This is a genomic window from Micromonospora sp. NPDC048909 (assembly GCF_040649635.1).
Taxonomy (GTDB): Bacteria; Actinomycetota; Actinomycetes; order Mycobacteriales; family Micromonosporaceae; genus Micromonospora.
This window is the reverse complement of the sequence record NZ_JBEZFU010000002.1, coordinates 398,976-418,151: the sequence shown is the minus strand read 5'-3', so window position 1 is coordinate 418,151 and position 19,176 is coordinate 398,976. Positions and strand designations below refer to the sequence as shown.

At 73.4% G+C, this 19,176-nt stretch carries 19 protein-coding genes; 9 read left to right on the top strand and 10 right to left on the bottom strand.

The features are described 5' to 3' along the window. Nucleotides 1-867: a deoxyribonuclease IV gene (locus AB0C04_RS08125; protein WP_357050121.1), complete on the top strand. Its 867-nt coding sequence runs from the start codon at nt 1-3 to the stop codon at nt 865-867. Nucleotides 868-987: 120 nt separating this feature from the next. Here AB0C04_RS08125 and AB0C04_RS08120 read toward each other — a convergent pair whose 3' ends face one another. From AB0C04_RS08120 to AB0C04_RS08105, 4 genes are all read right to left on the bottom strand, one after another. Then, on the bottom strand, nt 988-2,022 hold the full coding sequence (locus AB0C04_RS08120) for a GntG family PLP-dependent aldolase (protein WP_357050118.1): 1,035 nt from the start codon (nt 2,020-2,022) through the stop codon (nt 988-990). Nucleotides 2,023-2,098: 76 nt separating this feature from the next. Next, nucleotides 2,099-3,505: a class II 3-deoxy-7-phosphoheptulonate synthase gene (locus AB0C04_RS08115; RefSeq protein WP_357050115.1), complete on the bottom strand. Its 1,407-nt coding sequence runs from the start codon at nt 3,503-3,505 to the stop codon at nt 2,099-2,101. A gap of 97 nt (nt 3,506-3,602) precedes the next feature. After that, nucleotides 3,603-4,103 carry a hypothetical protein gene (locus AB0C04_RS08110; RefSeq protein ID WP_357050112.1) on the bottom strand — a complete coding sequence of 167 codons (501 nt, stop codon included), beginning with the start codon at nt 4,101-4,103 and terminating at the stop codon, nt 3,603-3,605. A 173-nt stretch (nt 4,104-4,276) separates the two neighbouring features. Continuing rightward, on the bottom strand, nt 4,277-5,899 hold the full coding sequence (locus AB0C04_RS08105) for a glycosyl hydrolase family 18 protein (RefSeq protein WP_350872333.1): 1,623 nt from the start codon (nt 5,897-5,899) through the stop codon (nt 4,277-4,279). Between the two features lie 213 nt (nt 5,900-6,112). Here AB0C04_RS08105 and AB0C04_RS08100 point away from each other — a divergent pair, with 213 nt between their 5' ends. From AB0C04_RS08100 to AB0C04_RS08085, 4 genes are all read left to right on the top strand, one after another. Next, a complete protein-coding gene (locus tag AB0C04_RS08100) occupies nt 6,113-6,607 on the top strand; it encodes a glutathione peroxidase (RefSeq protein ID WP_357050108.1) in 495 nt (164 codons plus the stop codon). 43 nt (nt 6,608-6,650) lie between these two features. Then, nucleotides 6,651-7,481 (top strand): NAD(P)-binding domain-containing protein, encoded by an 831-nt coding sequence (locus tag AB0C04_RS08095; RefSeq protein ID WP_357050105.1) that lies wholly within the window; start codon nt 6,651-6,653, stop codon nt 7,479-7,481. 132 nt (nt 7,482-7,613) lie between these two features. Further along, on the top strand, nt 7,614-8,468 hold the full coding sequence (locus AB0C04_RS08090; protein ID WP_357050102.1) for a DUF4397 domain-containing protein: 855 nt from the start codon (nt 7,614-7,616) through the stop codon (nt 8,466-8,468). Continuing rightward, entirely contained in the window at nt 8,465-9,160 is a 696-nt protein-coding gene (locus AB0C04_RS08085; RefSeq protein ID WP_357050099.1) for a class F sortase, read from the top strand. Before AB0C04_RS08090 ends, AB0C04_RS08085 begins: the two co-directional genes overlap by 4 nt. Nucleotides 9,161-9,164: 4 nt before the next feature. Here AB0C04_RS08085 and AB0C04_RS08080 read toward each other — a convergent pair whose 3' ends face one another. Then, nucleotides 9,165-9,515, bottom strand: coding sequence for a DUF2203 domain-containing protein (locus AB0C04_RS08080; RefSeq protein ID WP_357050097.1), 351 nt, complete (start codon nt 9,513-9,515; stop codon nt 9,165-9,167). 279 nt (nt 9,516-9,794) lie between these two features. On the opposite strand from AB0C04_RS08080, the gene AB0C04_RS08075 reads away from it, so the two are divergent. Further along, nucleotides 9,795-10,406 carry a flavoprotein gene (locus AB0C04_RS08075; RefSeq protein ID WP_357050093.1) on the top strand — a complete coding sequence of 204 codons (612 nt, stop codon included), beginning with the start codon at nt 9,795-9,797 and terminating at the stop codon, nt 10,404-10,406. A 6-nt stretch (nt 10,407-10,412) separates the two neighbouring features. Here the strand turns inward: AB0C04_RS08075 and proC are convergent, their stop codons facing one another. The 4 genes from proC to AB0C04_RS08055 all read right to left on the bottom strand — a co-directional run bounded on the left by proC (nt 10,413) and on the right by AB0C04_RS08055 (nt 13,597). Continuing rightward, complete coding sequence (gene proC, locus AB0C04_RS08070; RefSeq protein WP_357050090.1) at nt 10,413-11,228, bottom strand: pyrroline-5-carboxylate reductase; 816 nt, start codon at nt 11,226-11,228, stop codon at nt 10,413-10,415. A 75-nt stretch (nt 11,229-11,303) separates the two neighbouring features. Beyond that, the gene (locus tag AB0C04_RS08065) at nt 11,304-12,332 is read right to left on the bottom strand and encodes a 6-phosphofructokinase (protein ID WP_350872945.1); all 1,029 of its coding nucleotides are present in this window, start codon (nt 12,330-12,332) and stop codon (nt 11,304-11,306) included. 172 nt (nt 12,333-12,504) lie between these two features. After that, nucleotides 12,505-13,008, bottom strand: a complete 504-nt coding sequence (locus tag AB0C04_RS08060; RefSeq protein WP_357050087.1) for a pyridoxamine 5'-phosphate oxidase family protein — start codon at nt 13,006-13,008, stop codon at nt 12,505-12,507. A 91-nt stretch (nt 13,009-13,099) separates the two neighbouring features. Beyond that, complete coding sequence (locus AB0C04_RS08055) at nt 13,100-13,597, bottom strand: polyadenylate-specific 3'-exoribonuclease AS (RefSeq protein WP_350872315.1); 498 nt, start codon at nt 13,595-13,597, stop codon at nt 13,100-13,102. Nucleotides 13,598-13,945: 348 nt separating this feature from the next. On the opposite strand from AB0C04_RS08055, the gene AB0C04_RS08050 reads away from it, so the two are divergent. Beyond that, nucleotides 13,946-14,638, top strand: a complete 693-nt coding sequence (locus AB0C04_RS08050; RefSeq protein WP_091596564.1) for a Crp/Fnr family transcriptional regulator — start codon at nt 13,946-13,948, stop codon at nt 14,636-14,638. A gap of 98 nt (nt 14,639-14,736) precedes the next feature. Continuing rightward, entirely contained in the window at nt 14,737-15,057 is a 321-nt protein-coding gene (locus AB0C04_RS08045) for a hypothetical protein (protein WP_357050083.1), read from the top strand. A gap of 39 nt (nt 15,058-15,096) precedes the next feature. On the opposite strand, the gene AB0C04_RS08040 is transcribed toward AB0C04_RS08045, so the two are convergent. Then, nucleotides 15,097-15,354, bottom strand: coding sequence for a hypothetical protein (locus AB0C04_RS08040; protein WP_357050080.1), 258 nt, complete (start codon nt 15,352-15,354; stop codon nt 15,097-15,099). Nucleotides 15,355-15,414: 60 nt separating this feature from the next. Here AB0C04_RS08040 and AB0C04_RS08035 point away from each other — a divergent pair, with 60 nt between their 5' ends. Then, nucleotides 15,415-18,960 carry an adenylate/guanylate cyclase domain-containing protein gene (locus tag AB0C04_RS08035; protein WP_357050077.1) on the top strand — a complete coding sequence of 1,182 codons (3,546 nt, stop codon included), beginning with the start codon at nt 15,415-15,417 and terminating at the stop codon, nt 18,958-18,960. Nucleotides 18,961-19,176: the final 216 nt, after the last annotated feature.

Here is a 19,176-nt window from a genome sequence, read left to right as displayed (position 1 = left end):
ATGGCGGTGAGCGGGGTCCGTCGGGTCGGCGCGCACACGCCGACCTCGGGCGGTCTGGCGAAGGCGGCCCTGCCCTACCTCGACGCGACCGGCGCCGAGGTGGTCCAGGTCTACGTCTCGAACTCCCGCGGCTGGGCGCTGCCGCCCGGCGACCCGGGGCAGGACGCGCTGTTCCGCGCCGGCTGCGCCGAGCGGGGCGTGCCGGTCTTCATCCACGCGTCGCTGCTGGTCAACCTCGGTTCGCCCACCCCGGCCACGGTCGAGAAGTCGGCCGAGACGTTGGCTCACGCGCTGCGGCGGGGCACGGCGATCGGGGCGCAGGGCGTGGTGTTCCACGCCGGCAGCGCGGTCGACGCCGGGCACGCCGAGGCGGCGATGCGGCAGGTGCGCGAGGCGCTGCTGCCGCTGCTGGATTCGACCACCGCGGCCGGTGGTCCGATGCTGCTGGTCGAGCCGAGCGCGGGTGGCGGGCGGTCGCTCGCCTCCCGGGTCGAGCAGCTCGGGCCCTACCTGGACGCCGTCGACCGGCACCCGGGGCTGGGTGTCTGCTTCGACACCTGCCACGCCTGGGCCGCCGGGCACGACCTGGCCGCCGAGGGCGGCATGACGGCGACCCTGGACACCCTGGTGGCCACGGTCGGGGCGGACCGGCTACGGCTGGTGCACGCGAACGACTCGAAGGACCTGTGCGGCTCGACCCGGGACCGGCACGAGAACATCGGCAAGGGCATGATCGGCGAGCCGGCGTTCGCGGAGCTGATGGCGCACCCGGCGACCGCCGGCGTCCCGGTGGTGGTGGAGACGCCCACCGAGAAGCACGTCGGCCACGCCGCCGACATCGCCACCCTCACCCGCCTGCACCCCTGACCCCCGCCCAACCCCTCCCCCCGCCCACTGCGGCGGGGTGATCAAGAGATTCGCGTCAGGATCCCGGCCGGGAATGGCGCAAACCTCTTGATCACCGGCGACCGCGCGGGAGTTAGGTGGTCAGCTGCGGAAGATCTTGGTCAGGGCGTGGGTAGCCCGGTCGATGGCGGCGTCGGTGACGTCCATGTGGGTGACGAGGCGGGCGGTCCGCGGGCCGAGCACCGAGATCAGCACGCCCTCGGCCCGCGCGGCGGCGGCCAGCGCGTGCGCGTCGAAGGCGGACTTGGTCAGGTCCAGCGGCACGAGGTTGGTCCGCACCGCGCTGGCCAGCACCCCGAACGGGGCGATCGCCTCGGCCAGCCGGGCGGCCTTCGCGTGGTCCTCGGCGAGCCGGTCGACGTGGTGGGCGAGGGCGTACCGGCCGGCCGCAGCCAGGATGCCCGCCTGCCGCATCCCACCGCCCATCCGCTTGCGGATGAGCCGGGCCCGCTCGATCTTCTCGGCGCTGCCCACCACCAGCGAGCCGACCGGGGCGCCGAGGCCCTTGGAGAGGCAGACCGACATGGTGTCGAAGAGGCGGCCGTACTCGATCAGCGGCACCCCGTCGGCCACGTGGGCGTGCCAGATGCGGGCGCCGTCGCAGTGCAGCGCGAGTTGCGCGTCGTCGGCGATCTCGCGCAACTGACGCAGCGTGGCCAGCGGGATCACGCCGCCGCCACCCCGGTTGTGGGTCTGCTCCACGGCGATCGCCCGGGTCGGGACCGCGAAGTAGCCGTCCGGCCGGATCATGGCGGCGACCACGTCCGGGTCGATGTCCGCACCGACCGCCGGCCAGGTCCGCGAGGAGATTCCGCCGTACGCGGCCGCGGCGCCGATCTCGTACGTGACCACGTGCGCGTCGGCGTCGCAGAGCAGCTCCTGCCCCGGCGGCACCACCAGTTGCAGGGCGATCTGGTTGGCCATCGACCCGCTCGGGGCGAAGAGCGCGGCCTCGTGCCCGAAGAGGGCGGCGACCTCGGCCTCCAGCGCGTTGACGGTCGGATCCTCGCCGTACACGTCGTCGCCGACCTCGGCGGTGGCCATCGCCTCCCGCATCCCGGCGGTGGGCCGGGTGACGGTGTCCGAACGCAGATCAACAAACTCAGCCACGATCATCCTTTCGGCTGCCCTCGCGTCAGCCACTGTCATTCCTCGGCTGCCGACTGCGGGGCTCGCAAGCTCACCCATCGCGTCAGCCACGGAGCATCTCCGCCACCAGGAAGGCCAGCTCCAACGACTGCTGGGTGTTCAGCCGCGGGTCGCAGGCGGTCTCGTAGCGGTCGGGCAGGTCGAGGTCCTCGATGCCCTGGGCGCCGCCGAGGCACTCGGTGACGTCCTCGCCGGTCAGTTCGACGTGCAGGCCACCGGGGTGGGTCTCCAGACCCCGGTGCACCTCGAAGTAGCCGAGCACCTCGTCGACGATGCGGTCGAAGTGCCGGGTCTTGTAGCCGTTGGACGACTCGTGCGTGTTGCCGTGCATCGGGTCGCACTGCCACACCACCTTGGCGCCGGCCGCGGTGACCTTGGCCACGATCGGCGGCAGGGCGTCCCGGACCCGGTGGTTGCCCATCCGGCTGATCAGGGTGAGCCGGCCGGGGATGTTGTCCGGGTTGAGCTTCTCGCAGAGCTCGATCGCCTCGTCCGGGGTCGTGGACGGGCCGAGCTTGACCCCGATCGGGTTGGCGATGCGGGAGATGAAGTCGACGTGCGCGCCGTCGATCTGCCGGGTGCGCTCCCCGATCCACAGGAAGTGCCCGGAGAGCCCGTACGCCCGGTTGTCGGAGACCCGGGTCAGCGCCCGGTCGTACTCCAGCGCGAGCGCCTCGTGCGAGCAGTGCAGGGTGACCGTGCGCAGCGCCTCGTCGTCGGTCATCCCGCAGGCCCGGATGAACGCCAGCGCCCGGTCGATCTCCCGGGCGATCGCCTCGTAGCGCTCGCCGGCCGGGGAGTTCTTCACGAACCCCTTGTTCCAGTCGTGCACCGCGTGCAGGTCGGCCAGCCCACCGGCCAGGTACGCCCGGAGCATGTTCATCGCGGCGGCCGAGTTCGCGTACGCCCGGATCATGCGCTGCGGGTCGGCGACCCGCGCCGCCGGCGTGGCCTCCAGCGAGTTGATCATGTCGCCGCGGTAGGCCGGCAGGCCCCGCGCGTCGGTCGGCAGCGACCGGGGCTTGGTGTACTGCCCGGCGACCCGGGCCACCTTCACCACCGGCAGCGACGCGCCGTAGGTCAGCACGATCGCCATCTGGAGCAGCGTGCGGGCGTTGGCCAGCAGGTGGCTCTCGGTGTTGTCGGCGAAGGTCTCGGCGCAGTCACCGCCCTGGAGCAGGAACGCCTTGCCCTCACAGACCAGCGCCAGCCGCTGCCGGAGCTGGTCGACCTCGTAGGGCGCGACCACCGACGGCACGGTGTCGAGCACCTTGCACACCTCGGCCACCGCCCCCGGATCGGGCCAGGGCGGGGTCTGCTCGCGCGGCAGGTCCCGCCAGCGGTCGAGGCCGAGGGCCGCGTCCTCGGCGGAGTCGACGGTCGGGCGGCTGGTCTGCAGCCCCGGGCTGCCCACCGCGGGATGGCTCAGCTGATGCCACTCATGGCGCATGACAGAAAGCGTACGGCGACGGCTGGGGCGGCCGAGCGGCGAGGGGGATCGTTCCGGAAACTGGGAGGTCGCCGGCCGGCCGTGGCATCGGCGCAGCTCAGGAAGCGGGCGTCCCGGCCGGGGCGACCGGCGTGGCGGTGGCGCTGGCCGGCGCCTCGCCGGAGATGCACCAGTCGGCGCCGTCCTTGGTGACGGTGAACACCAGCGGCCGGGTGACCTTCCGCGAACCGGCGGTGACCGAGACCGAGACGCTCACCTCCTGGCCGCGCGGGCCGGACCGGATGTCGGTGATCGCCGCCTGCGGCACCTCGAAGTGGTCGGCGAAGTCGCCGTTCGGCCCCGTCGACGCCGCGTCGAAGCCGTCGTGCATCGTCGCGCAGAGCTGGCTGCGACCGGCCGCCGCGTCCTTGGCGGTCATCGCGTCGAGGTAGGCCTGCACCCGCTCGCGGGACTTGGCGGCGGCCTCCTCCGCGGGGGCGCGCTCGGGCTTCGCCGCCGGCTCGTCCTCGCCGCCCACGAGACCGCAGCCGGTGAGGGCGAGCGGCAGGATCGCGAGCGTGGCGGCGGCACCCATCAGCCTCCGGTGCGTCACACCCATCAACCCCTCCCTCCGACCGCTGGACATCGAGACATGCCGAGCGGCGAGTCTGCCACATCAACCTGGGTGGCGGCGAGGGTCCCTCGGCCAGCCGCGGCGCGACAGGCGCACGCGGGCGGGGAGGGACGGTGCGTGTCCCTCCCCGCCGTGTGGGTGGTGCGTCGGCCTACGGCTCAGCCGAGACCGCCCTTGACGGCGCCGATCAGCTCACCGTTGGTGGTGTCACCGGAGAGCTCCCAGAAGAAGGCGCCGCCGAGGCCCTGGTTCTTCGCGTACGTCATCTTGCCGTTGATGGTGGAGGGGGTGTCGTAGCTCCACCAGTTGCTGCCGCACTTGGCGTACGCCGTACCGCCGACGGTGCCGGTCGCCGGGCAGGTGTTCTTGAGGACCTTGTAGTCCTCGATGCCCGCCTCGTAGGTGCCCGGGGCGGCGCCGGTCGCGCTGCCACCCGGGGCGCTCTGGGTGACGCCGGTCCAGCCCCGGCCGTAGAAGCCGATCCCGAGCAGCAGCTTGTTGGCCGGGATGCCCTTGCTCTTGAGCTTCTGGATCGCCGCGTCGGACCAGAAGCCCTGCTGCGGGATGCCGGTGTACGAGGTGAGCGGGGAGTGCGGGGCGGTCGGGCCCTGCGCGGCGAAGGCGCCGAAGTAGTCGTACGTCATCGGCATGATCCAGTTGAGGCTGCCCGCGGCCCCGGCGTAGTCGGTGGCGTCGATCTTGCCGCCGTTGCTGCCGTCCGCGGTGATCGCGGCGGTGACCAGGGCGTTGGAGCCGAACTTCGTCCGCAGCGCGGCGGCGACGTTCTTGAACGCGTTCGGGCCGCTGGCGTCGCAGCTCAGGCCGCAGGCGTTCGGATACTCCCAGTCGATGTCGATGCCGTCGAAGACGTCCGCCCAGCGCGGGTCCTCGACCAGGTTGTAGCAGCTGTCGGCGAACGCGGTCGGGTTCTGCGCGGCCTGGGTGAACCCGCCGGACCAGGTCCATCCGCCGAAGGACCAGATCACCTTGAGGTGCGGGTACATCTGCTTGAGCTTGCGCAGCTGGTTGAAGCTGCCGCGCAGCGGCTGATCCCAGGTGTCCGCGACGCCGTCGACGCTGTCCGCCGCGGTGTAGGCCTTCTCGTAGTCGGCGTAGCTGTCACCGATCGTGCAGCGGCCGCCGGTGGTGTTGCCGAAGGCGTAGAGGATGTGGGTCAGCTTCGCGGCCGAGCCGCTGGTGTGGATGTTCTTCACGTGGTAGTTGCGGGCGTACACGCCCCACTGGGCGAAGTAGCCGACGACCTTCTTCGCGCCGGCCGGCGGCGGGGTGGTCGGCGGCGGCGTGGTCGGCGGCGGGGTGGTCGGCGGCGGAGTGGTCGGCGGGGGCGTGGTCGGCGGCGGGGTGGTGGGCGGGGTGCCGCCACCGCCGCAGGAGGCGCCGTTGACGGTGCAGTTCAACGGGGCCTGGTAGGCGCCGCTGCCGTTGTAGCCCCAGCTGAACGAGGCGCCCGGAGCGATGCCACCGGCCCAGCTCTTCTTGACCGCGACGTAGTGGTTGCCGCTGCGGGTCACGTCGGCGTCCCAGGAGCTGCTGATGCTGGTGCTCGAGGGCAGGTCGAACTCGATGCGCCAGGTGCTGACCGTGGCGTCCGAGCCGTTGGTGATCGTCACCCTGGTCTCGTGACCGGTCCCCCAGTCCTGCACCTTCGTGAACGTGGTGGTCACGCTTCCGGCGCCGAACGCGGTGGTTACGGGCAACATCGCGGCGGTCACCGCGACCACGGCGCCGGCCCAGAGGGCCCGGCGGAGCGATCTCTTCATGTGGCGTCTCCCCAAACAGTTAGGAAACTTTCCAAAAGGATGGTGAGACGCTACTCACGGCGTCATCAGTTAGTCAAGATGTGCATGTTTCGATTTCCCGTACCGGTCGAAATGCCACCCCTCGGCCCGCTCGCGCCGCGGACGGCGCCGGTGCCGGCGGCGGGCGGCGCGGCCACCGAGGCGGGCCGCGCGGGACGGCGGTAGCCTCGCCGGATGACCGTCTTCGACATTCCGATCGGCGCCCTCAACGGCGGCCCCGCCGACCTCGCCAGCTACCGCGGCCGCGCGCTGCTGGTGGTCAACGTCGCCTCGCGCTGCGGGCTCACCCCGCAGTACGCCGGCCTGCAGGCCCTGGCCACCGAGTACGCCGACCGCGGCCTGGTGGTGCTCGGCGTGCCGTGCAACCAGTTCGCCGGCCAGGAGCCCGGCAGCGCCGCCGAGATCAGCGACTTCTGCCAGGTCAACTACGGCGTCACCTTCCCGCTGACGGAGAAGGTCGACGTCAACGGGCCCGAGCGGCACCCGCTCTACGCCGCGCTGGTGCAGACGCCGGACGCGGAGGGACACACCGGCGACGTCCGGTGGAACTTCGAGAAGTTCCTGGTCGCGCCGGACGGCGCGGTGGCCGCCCGGTTCGCCCCGACCGTCGAGCCCGACTCGGCCGAGCTGCGCGCCGCCGTCGAGAAGGTGCTGCCGACCACCGCCTGAGCCACCGTCGCACGCGCCCGTCTCGACGAGTGGCGACACCACGGTGGTGAGCCGGAAGCCCTCCCCCGGGGCCGACCGCCCGGCAGCGTGGTGTTTCCCGAGGCGCCGGCCCTCGAACGGCCCCGGCAGTAGGTTGGGCCGGACGGGCTCGCGGCGCGTTCGGGCGCCGCACCGGCGGCCACGGTGGGACGGAGTTGTGCCAGACATGACGACGGTGGGAATGATCGGCAGCGGCAACATCGGCGGGACGGTCGCCCGGCTCGCGGTGGCGTCCGGCTACGACGTGGTGCTCAGCAACTCGCGGGGACCGGAGTCGCTCCGCGAACTGGTCGAGGAGCTGGGCCCACGGGCCCGCGCCGGAACCGTCCAGGAGGCTGCCGAGGCCGGCGACCTGGTGGTGGTGAGCGTCCCGCTCAAGGCCTACCGCGACGTGCCGGTGGAACCGCTGGCCGGCAAGGTCGTGCTGGACACCAACAACTACTACCCGCAGCGCGACGGGCAGATCGCCGACCTGGACTCCGGGGCGACCACCAGCAGCGAGCTGCTTCAGCGCCACCTGCCGGCGGCACGGGTGGTCAAGGTCTTCAACAACATCAACTTCCGGCACCTGGGGACGCTGCCCCGGCCGACCGGGGCGCCGGACCGCACCGCGCTGCCGATCGCCGGGGACGACGCGGACGCGAAGGCCGCGGCGACCGCCCTGCTGGACCGGATCGGCTACGACGCGGTGGACGCCGGCCCACTCGCCGAGGGACGGCGGCAGCAGCCGGGCGCCCCGGTCTACGGGGTTGTCTACAACAGCGACCCGCAGGATCCGCAGCGCTCGACCCCGGCGGACGCCGCCACGGTGCGCGCCGCGCTGGCCGCCGCCTGACCCGACCGCCGCGCACGGACCGTGGCGCGGCGATTCCTCGGCGTGTCGGGTCGGTGGCAGTTGCATCGCAGTCCCGTACACGGGACGCTCTCGGACGGACGGCTCCCCCGAAGTCCGGACCCCGGAGGCGACATGCACCTGCTCCGTACCGCACCGCGCCGCCTGTTCGCCGGAGCCGCCGCGCTCCTGATCGGTGCGGGCCTCGTGACCACCACGGCCGTGCCGGCCGGCGCCGCGACCGTCGGCTACGTCCGGCTCGCCCACCTCTCCCCCGACACCCCGAGCGTCGACGTCTACCTGGCCGCCCCCGGCACGGCGGAGCCCCGGGTCTTCCCGGGCGTCGGATACGGCGTGGTCTCCGACTACCTGTCGCTGCCGAGCGGCCGCTACGCGGTGGCGATGCGCGAGGCGGGCGCCCCGGCCAGCGACCCGCCGGTGCTCACCACCGAGGTCGCGGTGACCGGCGGTGAGGCGTACACGGTCGCGGGGGTCGGCCGCTACGCCGACCTCGGGCTGCGCGTGCTGCGCGACGACCTCAGCGCACCGCGTGGCGGCCAGGCCAAGGTCCGCGTCGTCCAGGCCTCGGTACGCGCACCGGTGCTCGACGTGGCCGCCGCCGACGGGCCGACCATCGCCAACGGGGTGCACTTCGCCACCACCACCGACTACCAGCTGGTCGAGCCCGGCAGCTGGCGGCTGCGGCTCTCCGGCAGCGGCGGCCCGAGCACCCAGACCGAGGTGCAGCTGACCGGCGGCGCCGTCTACTCGCTGCTGGTACTGGACGCGAAGAAGGGCGGCCTCACCACCGAGCTGCGGCGCGACGCCGAGGGCGGCACGGTGGTGCCGGCCGGCGGGGTGGACACCGGCGCCGGCGGCCTGGCCGGACGCTGGCCCGGCGGCTACCCGTTGCTCGTCGGCGGGCTGGCCGCCCTGGCCCTGGCCGCCGGTCTCGCGCTGCTGCTGCGCCGGCGACGTACCACCTGGTGATCGCGCGGCGTGGCCCGGCGATCCGCCGGCACCGGGACCACCCGTCGGCGGCGGCCGCGCTGGTCGCGGTGGGCGCGGCGGTCTGCCTGGCCGCCGGGACCGGGGTCGGGCTGGCCACCACCGATCCGCCGCCCCGGGCCGCCAGCTGGCGGCCCGGGTGCGCCGACGGCTGCCCGTCGGCCACCCCGCCGCCGGGCCGGTCCGCGCCACGCGGCGAACCCAGCCGGGTACGCGTGCCGCGGATCGGCGTCGACGCCCCGCTCACCACGCTCGGGCTGGACCGCGCCGGCACCCTGATCCCACCGGCCGGCTTCGACGTCGCCGGCTGGTACCGCGGCGGTCCGGCCCCCGGCGACCCCGGCCCGGCCGTCCTCGCCGGGCACCTCGACTCCCGGCGCGGCCCGGCCGTCTTCGCCCGGCTCGGCGAGCTGCGCCCCGGCGACCCGGTCGAGGTGTGGCGCGGCGGGCAGCGGCTGGTGTTCCGGGTGACCGGGTCGCTGCGCACCCGCAAGGACGCGTTCCCCACCGCCTCGGTCTACGGCCCGACGCCCGGCCCGGAGCTGCGCCTGATCACCTGCGGCGGCGACTTCGACCGTCGACGCCGCCACTACACCGACAACGTGGTGGTCTTCGCCGTCGCGGAGCCGGGCGGCCGGCCGCGCCGCAGCCCGAGCCCGGGCTCGTCCCGCTGAGCCCTCACACCGGCCGGCGACCCGCGAAGCCGCACTCGGCCCGGTGGTACCAGCGCACGTCCGTGTCCCCCTCCAGCCAGCACCAGAGCACCGCCCGACCGTCCCGCTCGCCGGGGAAGTCGAGCAGCACCGGGGCGATGCCCTTGACCTCGATGTCGTGCTGGTGCAGCTCGTCGAGGACGGCGTGCAGCCGGGCCTCCAGCCCCTTGACCTCGGGCCGGCCGCCGAGCCGGCTCGTGCCGTGCTCGGCCAGGTCGGCGCGGAGCTCGGTCAGGTCCGCGCGCAACCGGATCAGCTCGTCGATGCGCGGGCGCAGGGTGGCCACCAGGTGCCGGGCCTGGGCGAGTGTGAACACCGGGCCAGTATGGCCGTCCCGCCGCCCAGCGGAGTACCCGACGGAGGTGGCTGACCCTCCTTGACCGGATGACGACGTGGTCGGCGACTGGGCCGGCGAGCTGGCGGCGTTCGAGCGGCGCCGCCGGTCGCACCTGTTCTACTAGGGACGGACGTTCGGCTGAGTCTTCACTCAGCCAACCGGTGGCTGGTCGCCGTTGTCCGGCCGGTTGCCCGGAAAACGGCTCGCGTCCGGGTCAGCGCCGATACCCTCGGCTCGGGACCTGCGATAGGAGCCGCCATGCCCGGGAAGTCACGATCTCCTGTCCTGCACCTCGTCGTCTGCGGCACCGAACCGGCCGCCGAGCTCACACCCTTCATCGCGGCCTGCCAGGAGCTGAGCTGGGAGGTCCACATCGTCACCACCCCGGACGCGGTCGACGTGATCGACCGGGATGCCCTGACCGCCCTCACCGACCATCCGATACGCGAGGACGAACAGGCCGAAGCGCTGCACCCGCTGCCGCCGGCCGAGGCCTACGCCGTCGCGCCGGCCAGCTTCGACCTGGTCAACAAGTGGGCGTACGGGCTCAACGACAACCTGGCCCTGCGGCTGCTCAACGAGGCGACCGCCGTCGGCCTGCCGGTGGTCGCCGTGCCGGTGCCGGACCCGACGCTCGCCCAGCACCCCGCCTTCCTGGAGAACCTGGAGCGGCTGCGGCACTGGGGCGTGATTGTCACCCGACTCGCCGACCCGGAAGTCGACGACCCGGCGCCGTGGCACGCCGCCGCACAGGTCATCTCCGCCTGGACCCGGTTCGCCCGGGTGCCCGCGCAACCGACCGCCCATCGGACCCCGCTCACCGAGCCGCTGCGGCGCGGGGTCGACGACCTGGCGATGCAGTCGGGCTGAACGACGTCAGCTCTGGGCGGCCAGCTCGCGGGCCCGGTCCCGGGCCGCTTCGAGGGCGGCGAGCAGCGCCGCCCGTACGCCGTGCTTCTCCAGCTCGCGGACGGCGGAGATGGTGGTGCCGGCGGGCGAGGTGACCGCCTCACGCAACTTCACCGGGTGCTCGCCGGAGTCGCGGAGCATCACCGCCGAGCCGATCGCGGTCTGCACGATCAGCTCGTGCGCCACCTGCCGGGGCAACCCGAGCAGGATGCCGGCGTCGATCATCGCCTCGACCAGCAGGTAGAAGTAGGCCGGGCCGGAGCCGGAGAGCGCGGTCACCGCGTCCTGCTGCGACTCGGGCACCCGGATGGTCGAACCGAGCGGGGAGAACATCTCCTCGGCCAGCGCCAGGTGCGCCCCGGTGGCGTGGGCGCCGGCGGAAATGGCCGTCATCGCCTCGTCGACCAGCGCCGGGGTGTTGGTCATCACCCGGACCACCGGGGTGCCCTCGGGCAGCCGGCGGCTGAAGAAGGTGGTGGGCAGGCCGGCGCAGAGCGAGATCACCAGCTTGTCGGCCGGCACCTTGGGGCCGATCTCGTCGAGCAGCGCGGCCGCGTCCTGCGGCTTCACCGCCACGGCCAGCACCTCGGCCTCGTCGACCGCGGTCAGGTTGTCCACCACCCGGACGCCATAGCGGGTGGCCAGCTCCTCGGCCCGGGCCTGCCGCCGGGCGGTGGCCAGCAAGCGGTCCGCCGGCCAGCCGGAACGCAGCAGCCCGGAGAGCATCAGCTCACCGATCTTGCCCGCGCCGACCACCGCGACGGTGTGCACCCCGGCTGACATCCGGTCGTACCCCCTTCTCGCCAGGCACGGCGTCGCGGCTGGCCGGGTGGCCGGCCGCGACGCCGCGTCGGTCGATCAGCTGCCGAAGAAGACCTCGGCCTCGGCGTACCGCTCCAGCGGCACGGTCTTCAGCTCGCGGGTCGCCTCGGCCAGCGGCACTCGGACGATGTCGGTGCTCTGCATCGCGACCATCTTGCCCCAGTCGCCCTCGTGCGCCGCGTCGATCGCCTGCAGGCCGAGGCGGGTGGCGAGCACCCGGTCGAAGGCGGTCGGGGTGCCACCGCGCTGGATGTGGCCGAGCACGACCGTGCGGGCCTCCTTGCCGGTCTTCGCCTCCAGTTGCTCGGCGAGCCACTGGCCGATGCCGCCGAGGCGGACGTGACCGAAGGCGTCGAGCTCCTGGTTGTGCAGCACCATCTGGCCGTCGAGCGGCTGGGCGCCCTCGGCGACCACCACGATCGGGGCGTACTGGTGCTGGAAGCGCTTCTCGACGTAACCGGCGACCTGCTCGACGTCGAACTGCCGCTCCGGCAGCAGGATCACGTTCGCGCCACCGGCCAGGCCGGCGTGCAGGGCGATCCAGCCGGCGTGCCGGCCCATCACCTCGACGACCAGGGTGCGGTGGTGGCTCTCCGCGGTGGTGTGCAGCCGGTCGATGGCCTCCATCGCGATGTTGACCGCGGTGTCGAAGCCGAAGGTGTAGTCGGTGGCGCCCAGGTCGTTGTCGATCGTCTTCGGCACACCGATGACGTGTACGCCCAGCTCGTAGAGCTTGGTGGCCACGCCGAGGGTGTCCTCGCCGCCGATCGCGATCAGCGCGTCGACGCCCTGCTCGGCGAGGTTGTCCTTGATCCGCTCGACGCCGTTCTCGATCTTGAACGGGTTGGTCCGGGACGAGCCGAGGATGGTCCCGCCGCGCGGCAGGATGCCGCGGACGTCCGCGATGCCCAGCGGCCTGGACTGACCCTCCAGCGGGCCCTTCCAGCCGTCCTGGAAGCCCACGAACTCGTGACCGTAAGTGGCGACGCCCTTGCGGACCACCGCCCGGATGACCGCGTTGAGACCGGGGCAGTCGCCACCGCCGGTGAGCACGCCGATACGCATGATCTGCTCATCCTCCTGGAGCATCAGGTGAAGCCCGGAATAGCCCCAGGATATGGGTCGGATGAGACCGTCGGCGCCGTTGCCGGCCCGGGGCGGGCCGTCACTGCGCACTGTAGTCGTCCTGGCTGGGCAACGACAGCGCGCCCCTGCGCCGACCACCGGGCAGGTGGGGTCAGTACCGGACCTCGCGGTTCTCGCCCGGCTGCGGCGGCCGGCCGGTGGCCACGGCCCGGGCGAAGCCGAGCAGGTTCACCACCGTCCCGCCGGGCGAGTCCCAGTACTCGGCCGAGCTGGCGTGCACCTTGATCAGGGTCAGGCCCGGGGTGTCCGGCCCGTCCGGGAACCAGGTCCGCAGCAGCGGATGCCACAGCCGCTCCGCCCGGGTCGGATCGAACGCCTCGGTGGCGGTGCCGGTGACCGACACCCACGCGTGCCGGCGCTGGTCGGAGAAGGCGATGTTGACCTCCGGGTTGACCCGGATCTGCCGGACCTTGGCGGAGTCCGCGTACGCGAAGAACCACAGGTCGCCGTCGAACTCGGCGTCCTGCAGGCCCATCGGCCGGCTCACCTGTCGACCGTCGAGGGAGATCGTGGTGAGCATGCCGACCCGGGCGTCCCGGATCAGTTCGGTGACCCGTCGGCGGGCGTCGGCGGCGCTGGACGGCTCCTTGCTCATGATGGTCTCCCTCGCTCGACTCCGCTCGTCGGAGGCGGTGCCCGGGACAGAACCGGTCAAACCTACGAGACGCGGCCTTTCCGAACTCCGCTCAGCGGGCCGTCATCGCGCGCCAGCGGGCCAGGTTGTGCCGCGCGTCGACCAAGGCGTCGTGCCGCGCCGCCTCGGCGTCCGGCAGCGTCGGGCGCCCACGGTCGTCCCAGAGCTGGCGCAGCTCCTTGGTGAACCGGGGGATCTCCCGGGGCAGCGCCGGCATCGCCCCCCACAGCTGCGCCAGCACCACGTGGTCGTACGCGGCGTACCAGGCCCAGAGTTCGAGCTGCTCGCCGGGCCGGTCCCGGATCGGCTCGACGAGGAAGTCGTACAGCTCGTCGCGGATGCGTGCCCGGGAGCGCCAGGCCCGGTCGGCCGGGGACGGCAGCTTGTCCAGCACGTTGCGGCGCACCCAGGGCACGGCTCGGGAGTCGTCGAACTCGGTGGAGACCGCGTAGAACTCGCGGCCGTTCTCGTCGACGACGCCGATCGAGACGAGGTCGACGACCAGGCCGTCCTCGATGAACTCGCAGTCGTAGAAATAGCGGTAAACCATCGTCGACATCCTCGCCCACCGCCGGTTCGCCGCGGCCGTCGGGGCCCCGATCGGGCGGCGACGCCGGGCCGGCCGGCGGTGCGGGAGGGTGCCGACCCGCCCCGGCCGGCCGCGGCCGGATCCACCCGCCCCCACGCCCCACCGGGTGGATCCGCACCTCACGATGGCGGGCCGTCCCAGCTGGGCACTGTCACGGAAGTGATTTGAGGGGTGTACAGCAAGCGACAGGACCGTCATGATCTGATGTGTACCGCTTACCGGACGCCGTACTGGTGTCAGCTCACCTACGTCAGTGGCCGTCAGGTTCACCCGGTGTGCGAGTTGTGGTCCTTGGGGAGGGGTTGGGCCGTGGAGGTTCGCCTGCCGGAGCCGGGTGACGCGCTCACGGGTGTGGAGATGTTCGCCGGGCTCGAGCCGGAGGTACGGCAGCGTGTGATCGCTGCCGCCGTGCCGCGCACGTACCGCAAGGGCCAGCTGCTCTTCGTCGAGAACGACCCCGGCGAGTCGTTGATCGTGCTGCGCCGCGGCGCGGTCGCGGTCTTCCGCACCGCCCCGACGGGCGAGCGGGCCGTGCTGTCGGTGATCCGTCCGCCCGACGTGCTGGGCGAGGTCTCCCTGCTGGACGCCTCCACCCGGTCCGCCTCGGCCGAGGCGATCGAGGACTGCACCGCCCTGGCGCTGTCCCGGGGCGCGTTCATGGAGCTGGTGCACTCCAACCCGCGCATCCTCGACGCGGTGATGCGCTCGCTCGGCGGGCTGATCCGCCGGCTCACCGAGCAGAACGCCGACCACGTCTTCCTCGACCTGCCCGGTCGGGTGGCCAAGACCCTGGTGCGGCTGGCCGGCGAGAGCCAGGCGCCGATGATCACCATCGAGCTCAACCAGAGCCAGCTGGCGGAGATGGCCGGCGGCTCCCGGCAGAGCGTCAACCAGGCGATCGGCTCCTTCGCCAACCGGGGTTGGCTGCGCACCGAGGGGCGCCGGATCGTGGTGACCGACGTGGCCGCGCTGCGCCGCCGCGCCGGCATGAACGACCGCTGACCTCTCCCCCACGTCCGTCGTCGCCCGGCGCGACCGGTTCGACCAGCGCCGGCTCATGGTCGGCTGCCCTGGGGACGCTGGTCACCGGCGTCAGCCCGGTGATCGCGCTCGCCGTCGCCGGTCAGGCGGCGGCCGGGATCGGGGCGGGCTGGCACAACGTCGCCGCGGACACCCTCATCCAGCAGAGCGTGCCCGCCGAACGGCTCGGCGTCGTCTTCGGCACCGTCTACATGTTCCCGTACGCCGCGGAGGCGCTGGCCTACGCGGTCGGCGCCCCGTTGCTGGCGGCGGCCGGTCCACGATGGGTGCTGGTCATCTCCGGTCTCGGCGTACTGGCCGCCCTCGGGCTGGTCGCTCCGCTGCTCGGTCGGGCGCTGGGGCGCCGGCCACGGATGCGGCTGGCGCCGGCGAACGGGTGAGGCCGGCGGGCCGGGTGGCCCGCCGGCCGCACCCGACCGTCAGTCGTCGGTGTCGTCGGCCGGCGGGGCGCCCGGCCCCGGGCCGATCTTCTGCGGATCGGTCTGCTTCCCCGACGTGGACGTGCTCGACGAGGTGGTCGTGTTCTTCCCGGACCCGCTCGCCTGGCCCTCGGGCTCATCTACCATGCCCTGCTCCTCCAGCTCGGCGAGAGTGACCGCGTCGACGTCGATCGTGTCGCCGGGGGCCCACACCGTGCCCCCCGGATCGGTCCACGGGGCGGACAGTCGGACCTGCACGGCACTCTCCCTGATGTGAAATTTCCTGGTACCGAAGAGTAGTCCCGCCCTATCGGCCGCGTGGCCCACCCGCACGTCGGGTACCCGACTGGCCGACCGGGGCGGGATACTGGGCTCTCTCGCCTACGGGAGCTCGACATCGACCTGAAGTGTGGACACTGCGCACGCGCAGCCGGACCTGACGACCGCTTCTGCGGCGGATGTGGACAGCCACTCACGGTCAGCTGCGCGCACTGCGGGCACGGCAACGACACCGGGGCGAACTTCTGCACCAGCTGCGGTCACCCGCTGCGCGACCACGTCGTCGCGGTGCAGGAGGACCGCCGGCAGGTCAGCGTGCTCTTCGTGGACATCGTCGACTTCACCACGTACGCCGAACGGGCCGACCCCGAGCAGGCCCGTGGTCTGCAGCAGACCTACTTCGCCACCGTCCGGCGGGTCGTGCACCAGTACGGCGGGGTGGTCGAGAAGTACATCGGCGACGCGGTGATGGCGCTCTTCGGCGCGCCGGTGGCCACCGACAACGACGCGCTGCGCTGCGTCCGCGCCGGCCTGGAGCTGCAACGCAACCTGGCCCGTCAGCCCGCCGGCTCGCAGCCGCCGCTCGGTTTCCGGGTCGGCATCGCCACCGGCGAGGCCCTCGTCGACCTCTCCGCCACCCGCGACGGTGGGCAGGCCTTCGTCACCGGCGACGTGGTCAACACCGCGTCCCGGTTGCAGTCGTTCGCCCCACCCGGCGGCGTCGTCGTCGACGAGAGCACCTGGTCGGCCACCCGCCGCGAACTGGAGTACGACGACCAGCCACCGGTCACCCTGCGCGGCCGGTCCGCGGTGAGCCGGATCTGGCTGGCCGTACGGGCCCGGCCGCACCCCGGCCCGCACGCGGCGGAGCTGACGCCGATGGTGGACCGGGAGCACGAGCGCGGACTGCTGCTCAACGCCCTGCACCGGACGGTGACCGAGCGGACCTCCCAGCTGGTGACGATGTTCGGCCCGGCCGGGGTGGGCAAGAGCCGGCTGCTGCGCGAACTCTCCCGGCACGCCGCGAACCTGCCCGGCCCGCCGGTCACCTGGCTCGTCGGGCAGTGCCCCCCGTTCGGTGAGAACGTCACCTGGTCGGCCCTGGCCGACATCGTGAAGAGCTGGGTGGGGGTGCCGGAGGTCGACGACCCGGCCGCACTGCGCGATCGACTGCGGGCCCGGTTGAGCCAGCTCGCCGACCCGCACGCCGTCCGACTCGCCGAGGCGCTCGGGCCGCTGATCGGGGTGCCGGGCGAGCGGCTCACCCCCGGCGAGACGGAGGCCGCCTGGCGCCGGTTCCTGCTCGCGCTGGCCGCGACCGGGCCGACGGTGCTGGTCTTCGAGGACATGCACTGGGCGGACCAGGCGATGCTCGCCTTCGTCGAGCAGTTGGGCGCGACGGCGCGCGGCGTACCGCTGCTGGTCGTCGCGACCGCCCGGCCGGAGCTGCGGGAGCGGCATCCGGCGTGGACCGGCACGATCAGCGGCACGATGTCCATCTCGGTGCCGCCGATGCACGACACCGACATCGACACCCTCTACTCGCTGCTGCTCGGACAGGCGACGCTGCCGACCACCGCGCGCACGCCACTGATCGAGTTCGCCGACGGCAACCCGCTCTACGCGCAGGAGTACGCCCGGATGCTGCTCGACGGCGGCCTGCTCGACACGGCGGGCCCGACCGCCCGGCTCGACCCGGCCGGCGGCGCGGAGATGCCGCGGACGGTGCAGGCGGTCATCGCCAACCGGCTCGACCTGCTCGACCCGGCCGACCGGGCGGTTCTCCAGGCCGCCGCGGTGGTCGGGGTGCAGTTCTGGGCCGCGCCCGTGGCGAGCGCGCTCGGGCGGCCGGTGGAGTGGGTGGAGCGGGCACTGGACCGGCTGCAACGCCGCGACCTGGTCTACGAGCAGGCAAGCTCGACGATGCCCGGCCGGTCCGAGTACCGGTTCCGGCACATCCTGGTGCGCGACGTCTGCTACCAGCGGTTGCCGCGGGCCGAACGGGTGCTGCGGCACCACCGCACCGCCGGCTGGTTGGAGCAGCTCGCCGACGGGCGGCAGCACGACCTGGCCGAGGTGCTGGCCAACCACCGATGGGCGGCGCACGAGATCGCCCGGACCGTCGGCCTGGACACCGCCCCCTACGCCGCGGCGGCGCGGGCCGCGCTGCACCGGGCGGCCCGACGGGCGTACGAGCTGCACGCGCTGGACACCGCCGCCGCGCTGGTCGGCCGGGCGCTCACGCTGGACGTCGACGCCGACCCGGCGCTGGAGCTGTTCGACGCCGAGCTGGCGTTCTACCGCGACGGCGACGCGTTCCTGGTGGGCGGCGGCACGGACACGCTCACCCGGCTCGCCGAGCGGCTCACCGCGGGCGGCGACCGGACGGGTGCGGCGCGGGCCTGGACGCTGCTGGCCACCGCCGCCTGGAGCCGGGCCGACCGCGCCGCGACGCTGCACTGCCTGGACCGGGCGATCGGCATCTACGACGAGCTGCCGGACAGCCAGGAGAAGGCGAGCGCCCTGCTGGAGCTGGCCCGGGTGCACATGCTCAACGCGGAGACCGACCCGGCCTGCGCCGCGGCCCGGACCGCGGCCAGCCTCGCCGAGCGGCTCCAGCTGCGCGAGGTCCAGGCCAACGCGCGGATCACCCTCGCGGTGGCGCGTTACCTGGCCGGCTCCGCCGAGGCGTACGCGGAGCTGGTCGACGTGACCGAGCACTGCCGGGTGGAGCGGCTGACCAGCCGACGTCGGGCGGTGCAGAACCTGGCGTGGGCGTTGCAGGAGGAGGGCGACCTGGCCGGCTCGGTCCGGCTGGTCGACGAGCAGCTGAGCCTCGACCTGGGCGGCGAGCACAGCCTGGCCACCAGCTACGCCGACCAGTGGACCCGGTCGTACTACGCGGGCGACTGGACCTCGGCGCTGGCCATCGCGGCGGAGTCGACCCGCCGGCCGACCGCCGAGTGGGACCTGCACATCGTGGCCGTCTCCGGCTGGATGCGGGGGCTGCGCGCCACCGAGCCGACCGGCGCCCCGGGCGACGACGGCCCGGATCTGGTCGAGCAGGCCCTGGTCGCGGCCCGTCGCAGCGGGTTCCACCGGGTGTTGCGCTCGACCCTGGCGCACGCCGCGCTCTGCCGTGCGGTGCAGGGCCACCGGGACGAGGCGATGGCGCTGTTGACCGAGCTGGACGAGGACTGGCGGCGGACCCGGATGATCCCGTTCGCCGAGTGGGTGCCGGCCGTCGGGCACGTCGCCGGGGTCCTCGGCGCCGACGCGGCCCGGCTGGTGCGCGACCTCTTGGACCGGGCGCCCCGGAGGACCCCGTGGGCCCGGGCCGCCGGCGAGGTCGCCGACGCCACCCTGGCCCGGCAGGCCGGCGACCCGCGTACCGCCGCGCGGCTGCTGCAGTCGGCGGCGGCGAGCTACGCCCGGATGACCGACGTGACCGACGAGATCATCACGACCGCGCTGGCGATCGGCCCATTGACCGAGACCGACCCGCCCGCCGCAGCGGCGGCCCGCGCCCGCCTGCACGACTTCGCCACCCGCCACCACGCCCGCACCCTGCTCCACCTGCCCTGACCGCGATCCCTGTCGTCGTCGGCGGCGGCCCCCGGGTGGAGGTTGGGGCTGCTGTCGAACTGCTCCAGATATGAACACCCGGCGGCGCGGTGCGCGGCACCGCCGGTTCACCGCGCGGCACCGCCGGTTCACCGCGCGGCACCGCCGGTTCACCGCGCGGCACCGCCGGTTCAGATATGGAGCAGTTCGACAGGGGCCGGACGCCACCTACGGCCT

Excerpts from the sequence above, each read along its gene's own strand:
- AB0C04_RS08090 (WP_357050102.1), top strand. The coding sequence starts at position 7,614 with ATGCACCTGCTCCGTACCGCACCGCGCCGCCTGTTCGCCGGAGCCGCC.
- AB0C04_RS08125 (WP_357050121.1), top strand. The coding sequence starts at position 1 with ATGGCGGTGAGCGGGGTCCGTCGGGTCGGCGCGCACACGCCGACCTCG.
- AB0C04_RS08055 (WP_350872315.1), bottom strand. The coding sequence starts at position 13,597 with ATGGTTTACCGCTATTTCTACGACTGCGAGTTCATCGAGGACGGCCTG.
- AB0C04_RS08115 (WP_357050115.1), bottom strand. The coding sequence starts at position 3,505 with ATGCGCCATGAGTGGCATCAGCTGAGCCATCCCGCGGTGGGCAGCCCG.
- AB0C04_RS08075 (WP_357050093.1), top strand. The coding sequence starts at position 9,795 with ATGCCCGGGAAGTCACGATCTCCTGTCCTGCACCTCGTCGTCTGCGGC.
- AB0C04_RS08065 (WP_350872945.1), bottom strand. The coding sequence starts at position 12,332 with ATGCGTATCGGCGTGCTCACCGGCGGTGGCGACTGCCCCGGTCTCAAC.
- AB0C04_RS08120 (WP_357050118.1), bottom strand. The coding sequence starts at position 2,022 with ATGATCGTGGCTGAGTTTGTTGATCTGCGTTCGGACACCGTCACCCGG.
- AB0C04_RS08060 (WP_357050087.1), bottom strand. The coding sequence starts at position 13,008 with ATGAGCAAGGAGCCGTCCAGCGCCGCCGACGCCCGCCGACGGGTCACC.
- AB0C04_RS08110 (WP_357050112.1), bottom strand. The coding sequence starts at position 4,103 with ATGGGTGTGACGCACCGGAGGCTGATGGGTGCCGCCGCCACGCTCGCG.
- AB0C04_RS08105 (WP_350872333.1), bottom strand. The coding sequence starts at position 5,899 with ATGAAGAGATCGCTCCGCCGGGCCCTCTGGGCCGGCGCCGTGGTCGCG.
- AB0C04_RS08100 (WP_357050108.1), top strand. The coding sequence starts at position 6,113 with ATGACCGTCTTCGACATTCCGATCGGCGCCCTCAACGGCGGCCCCGCC.
- proC (WP_357050090.1), bottom strand. The coding sequence starts at position 11,228 with ATGTCAGCCGGGGTGCACACCGTCGCGGTGGTCGGCGCGGGCAAGATC.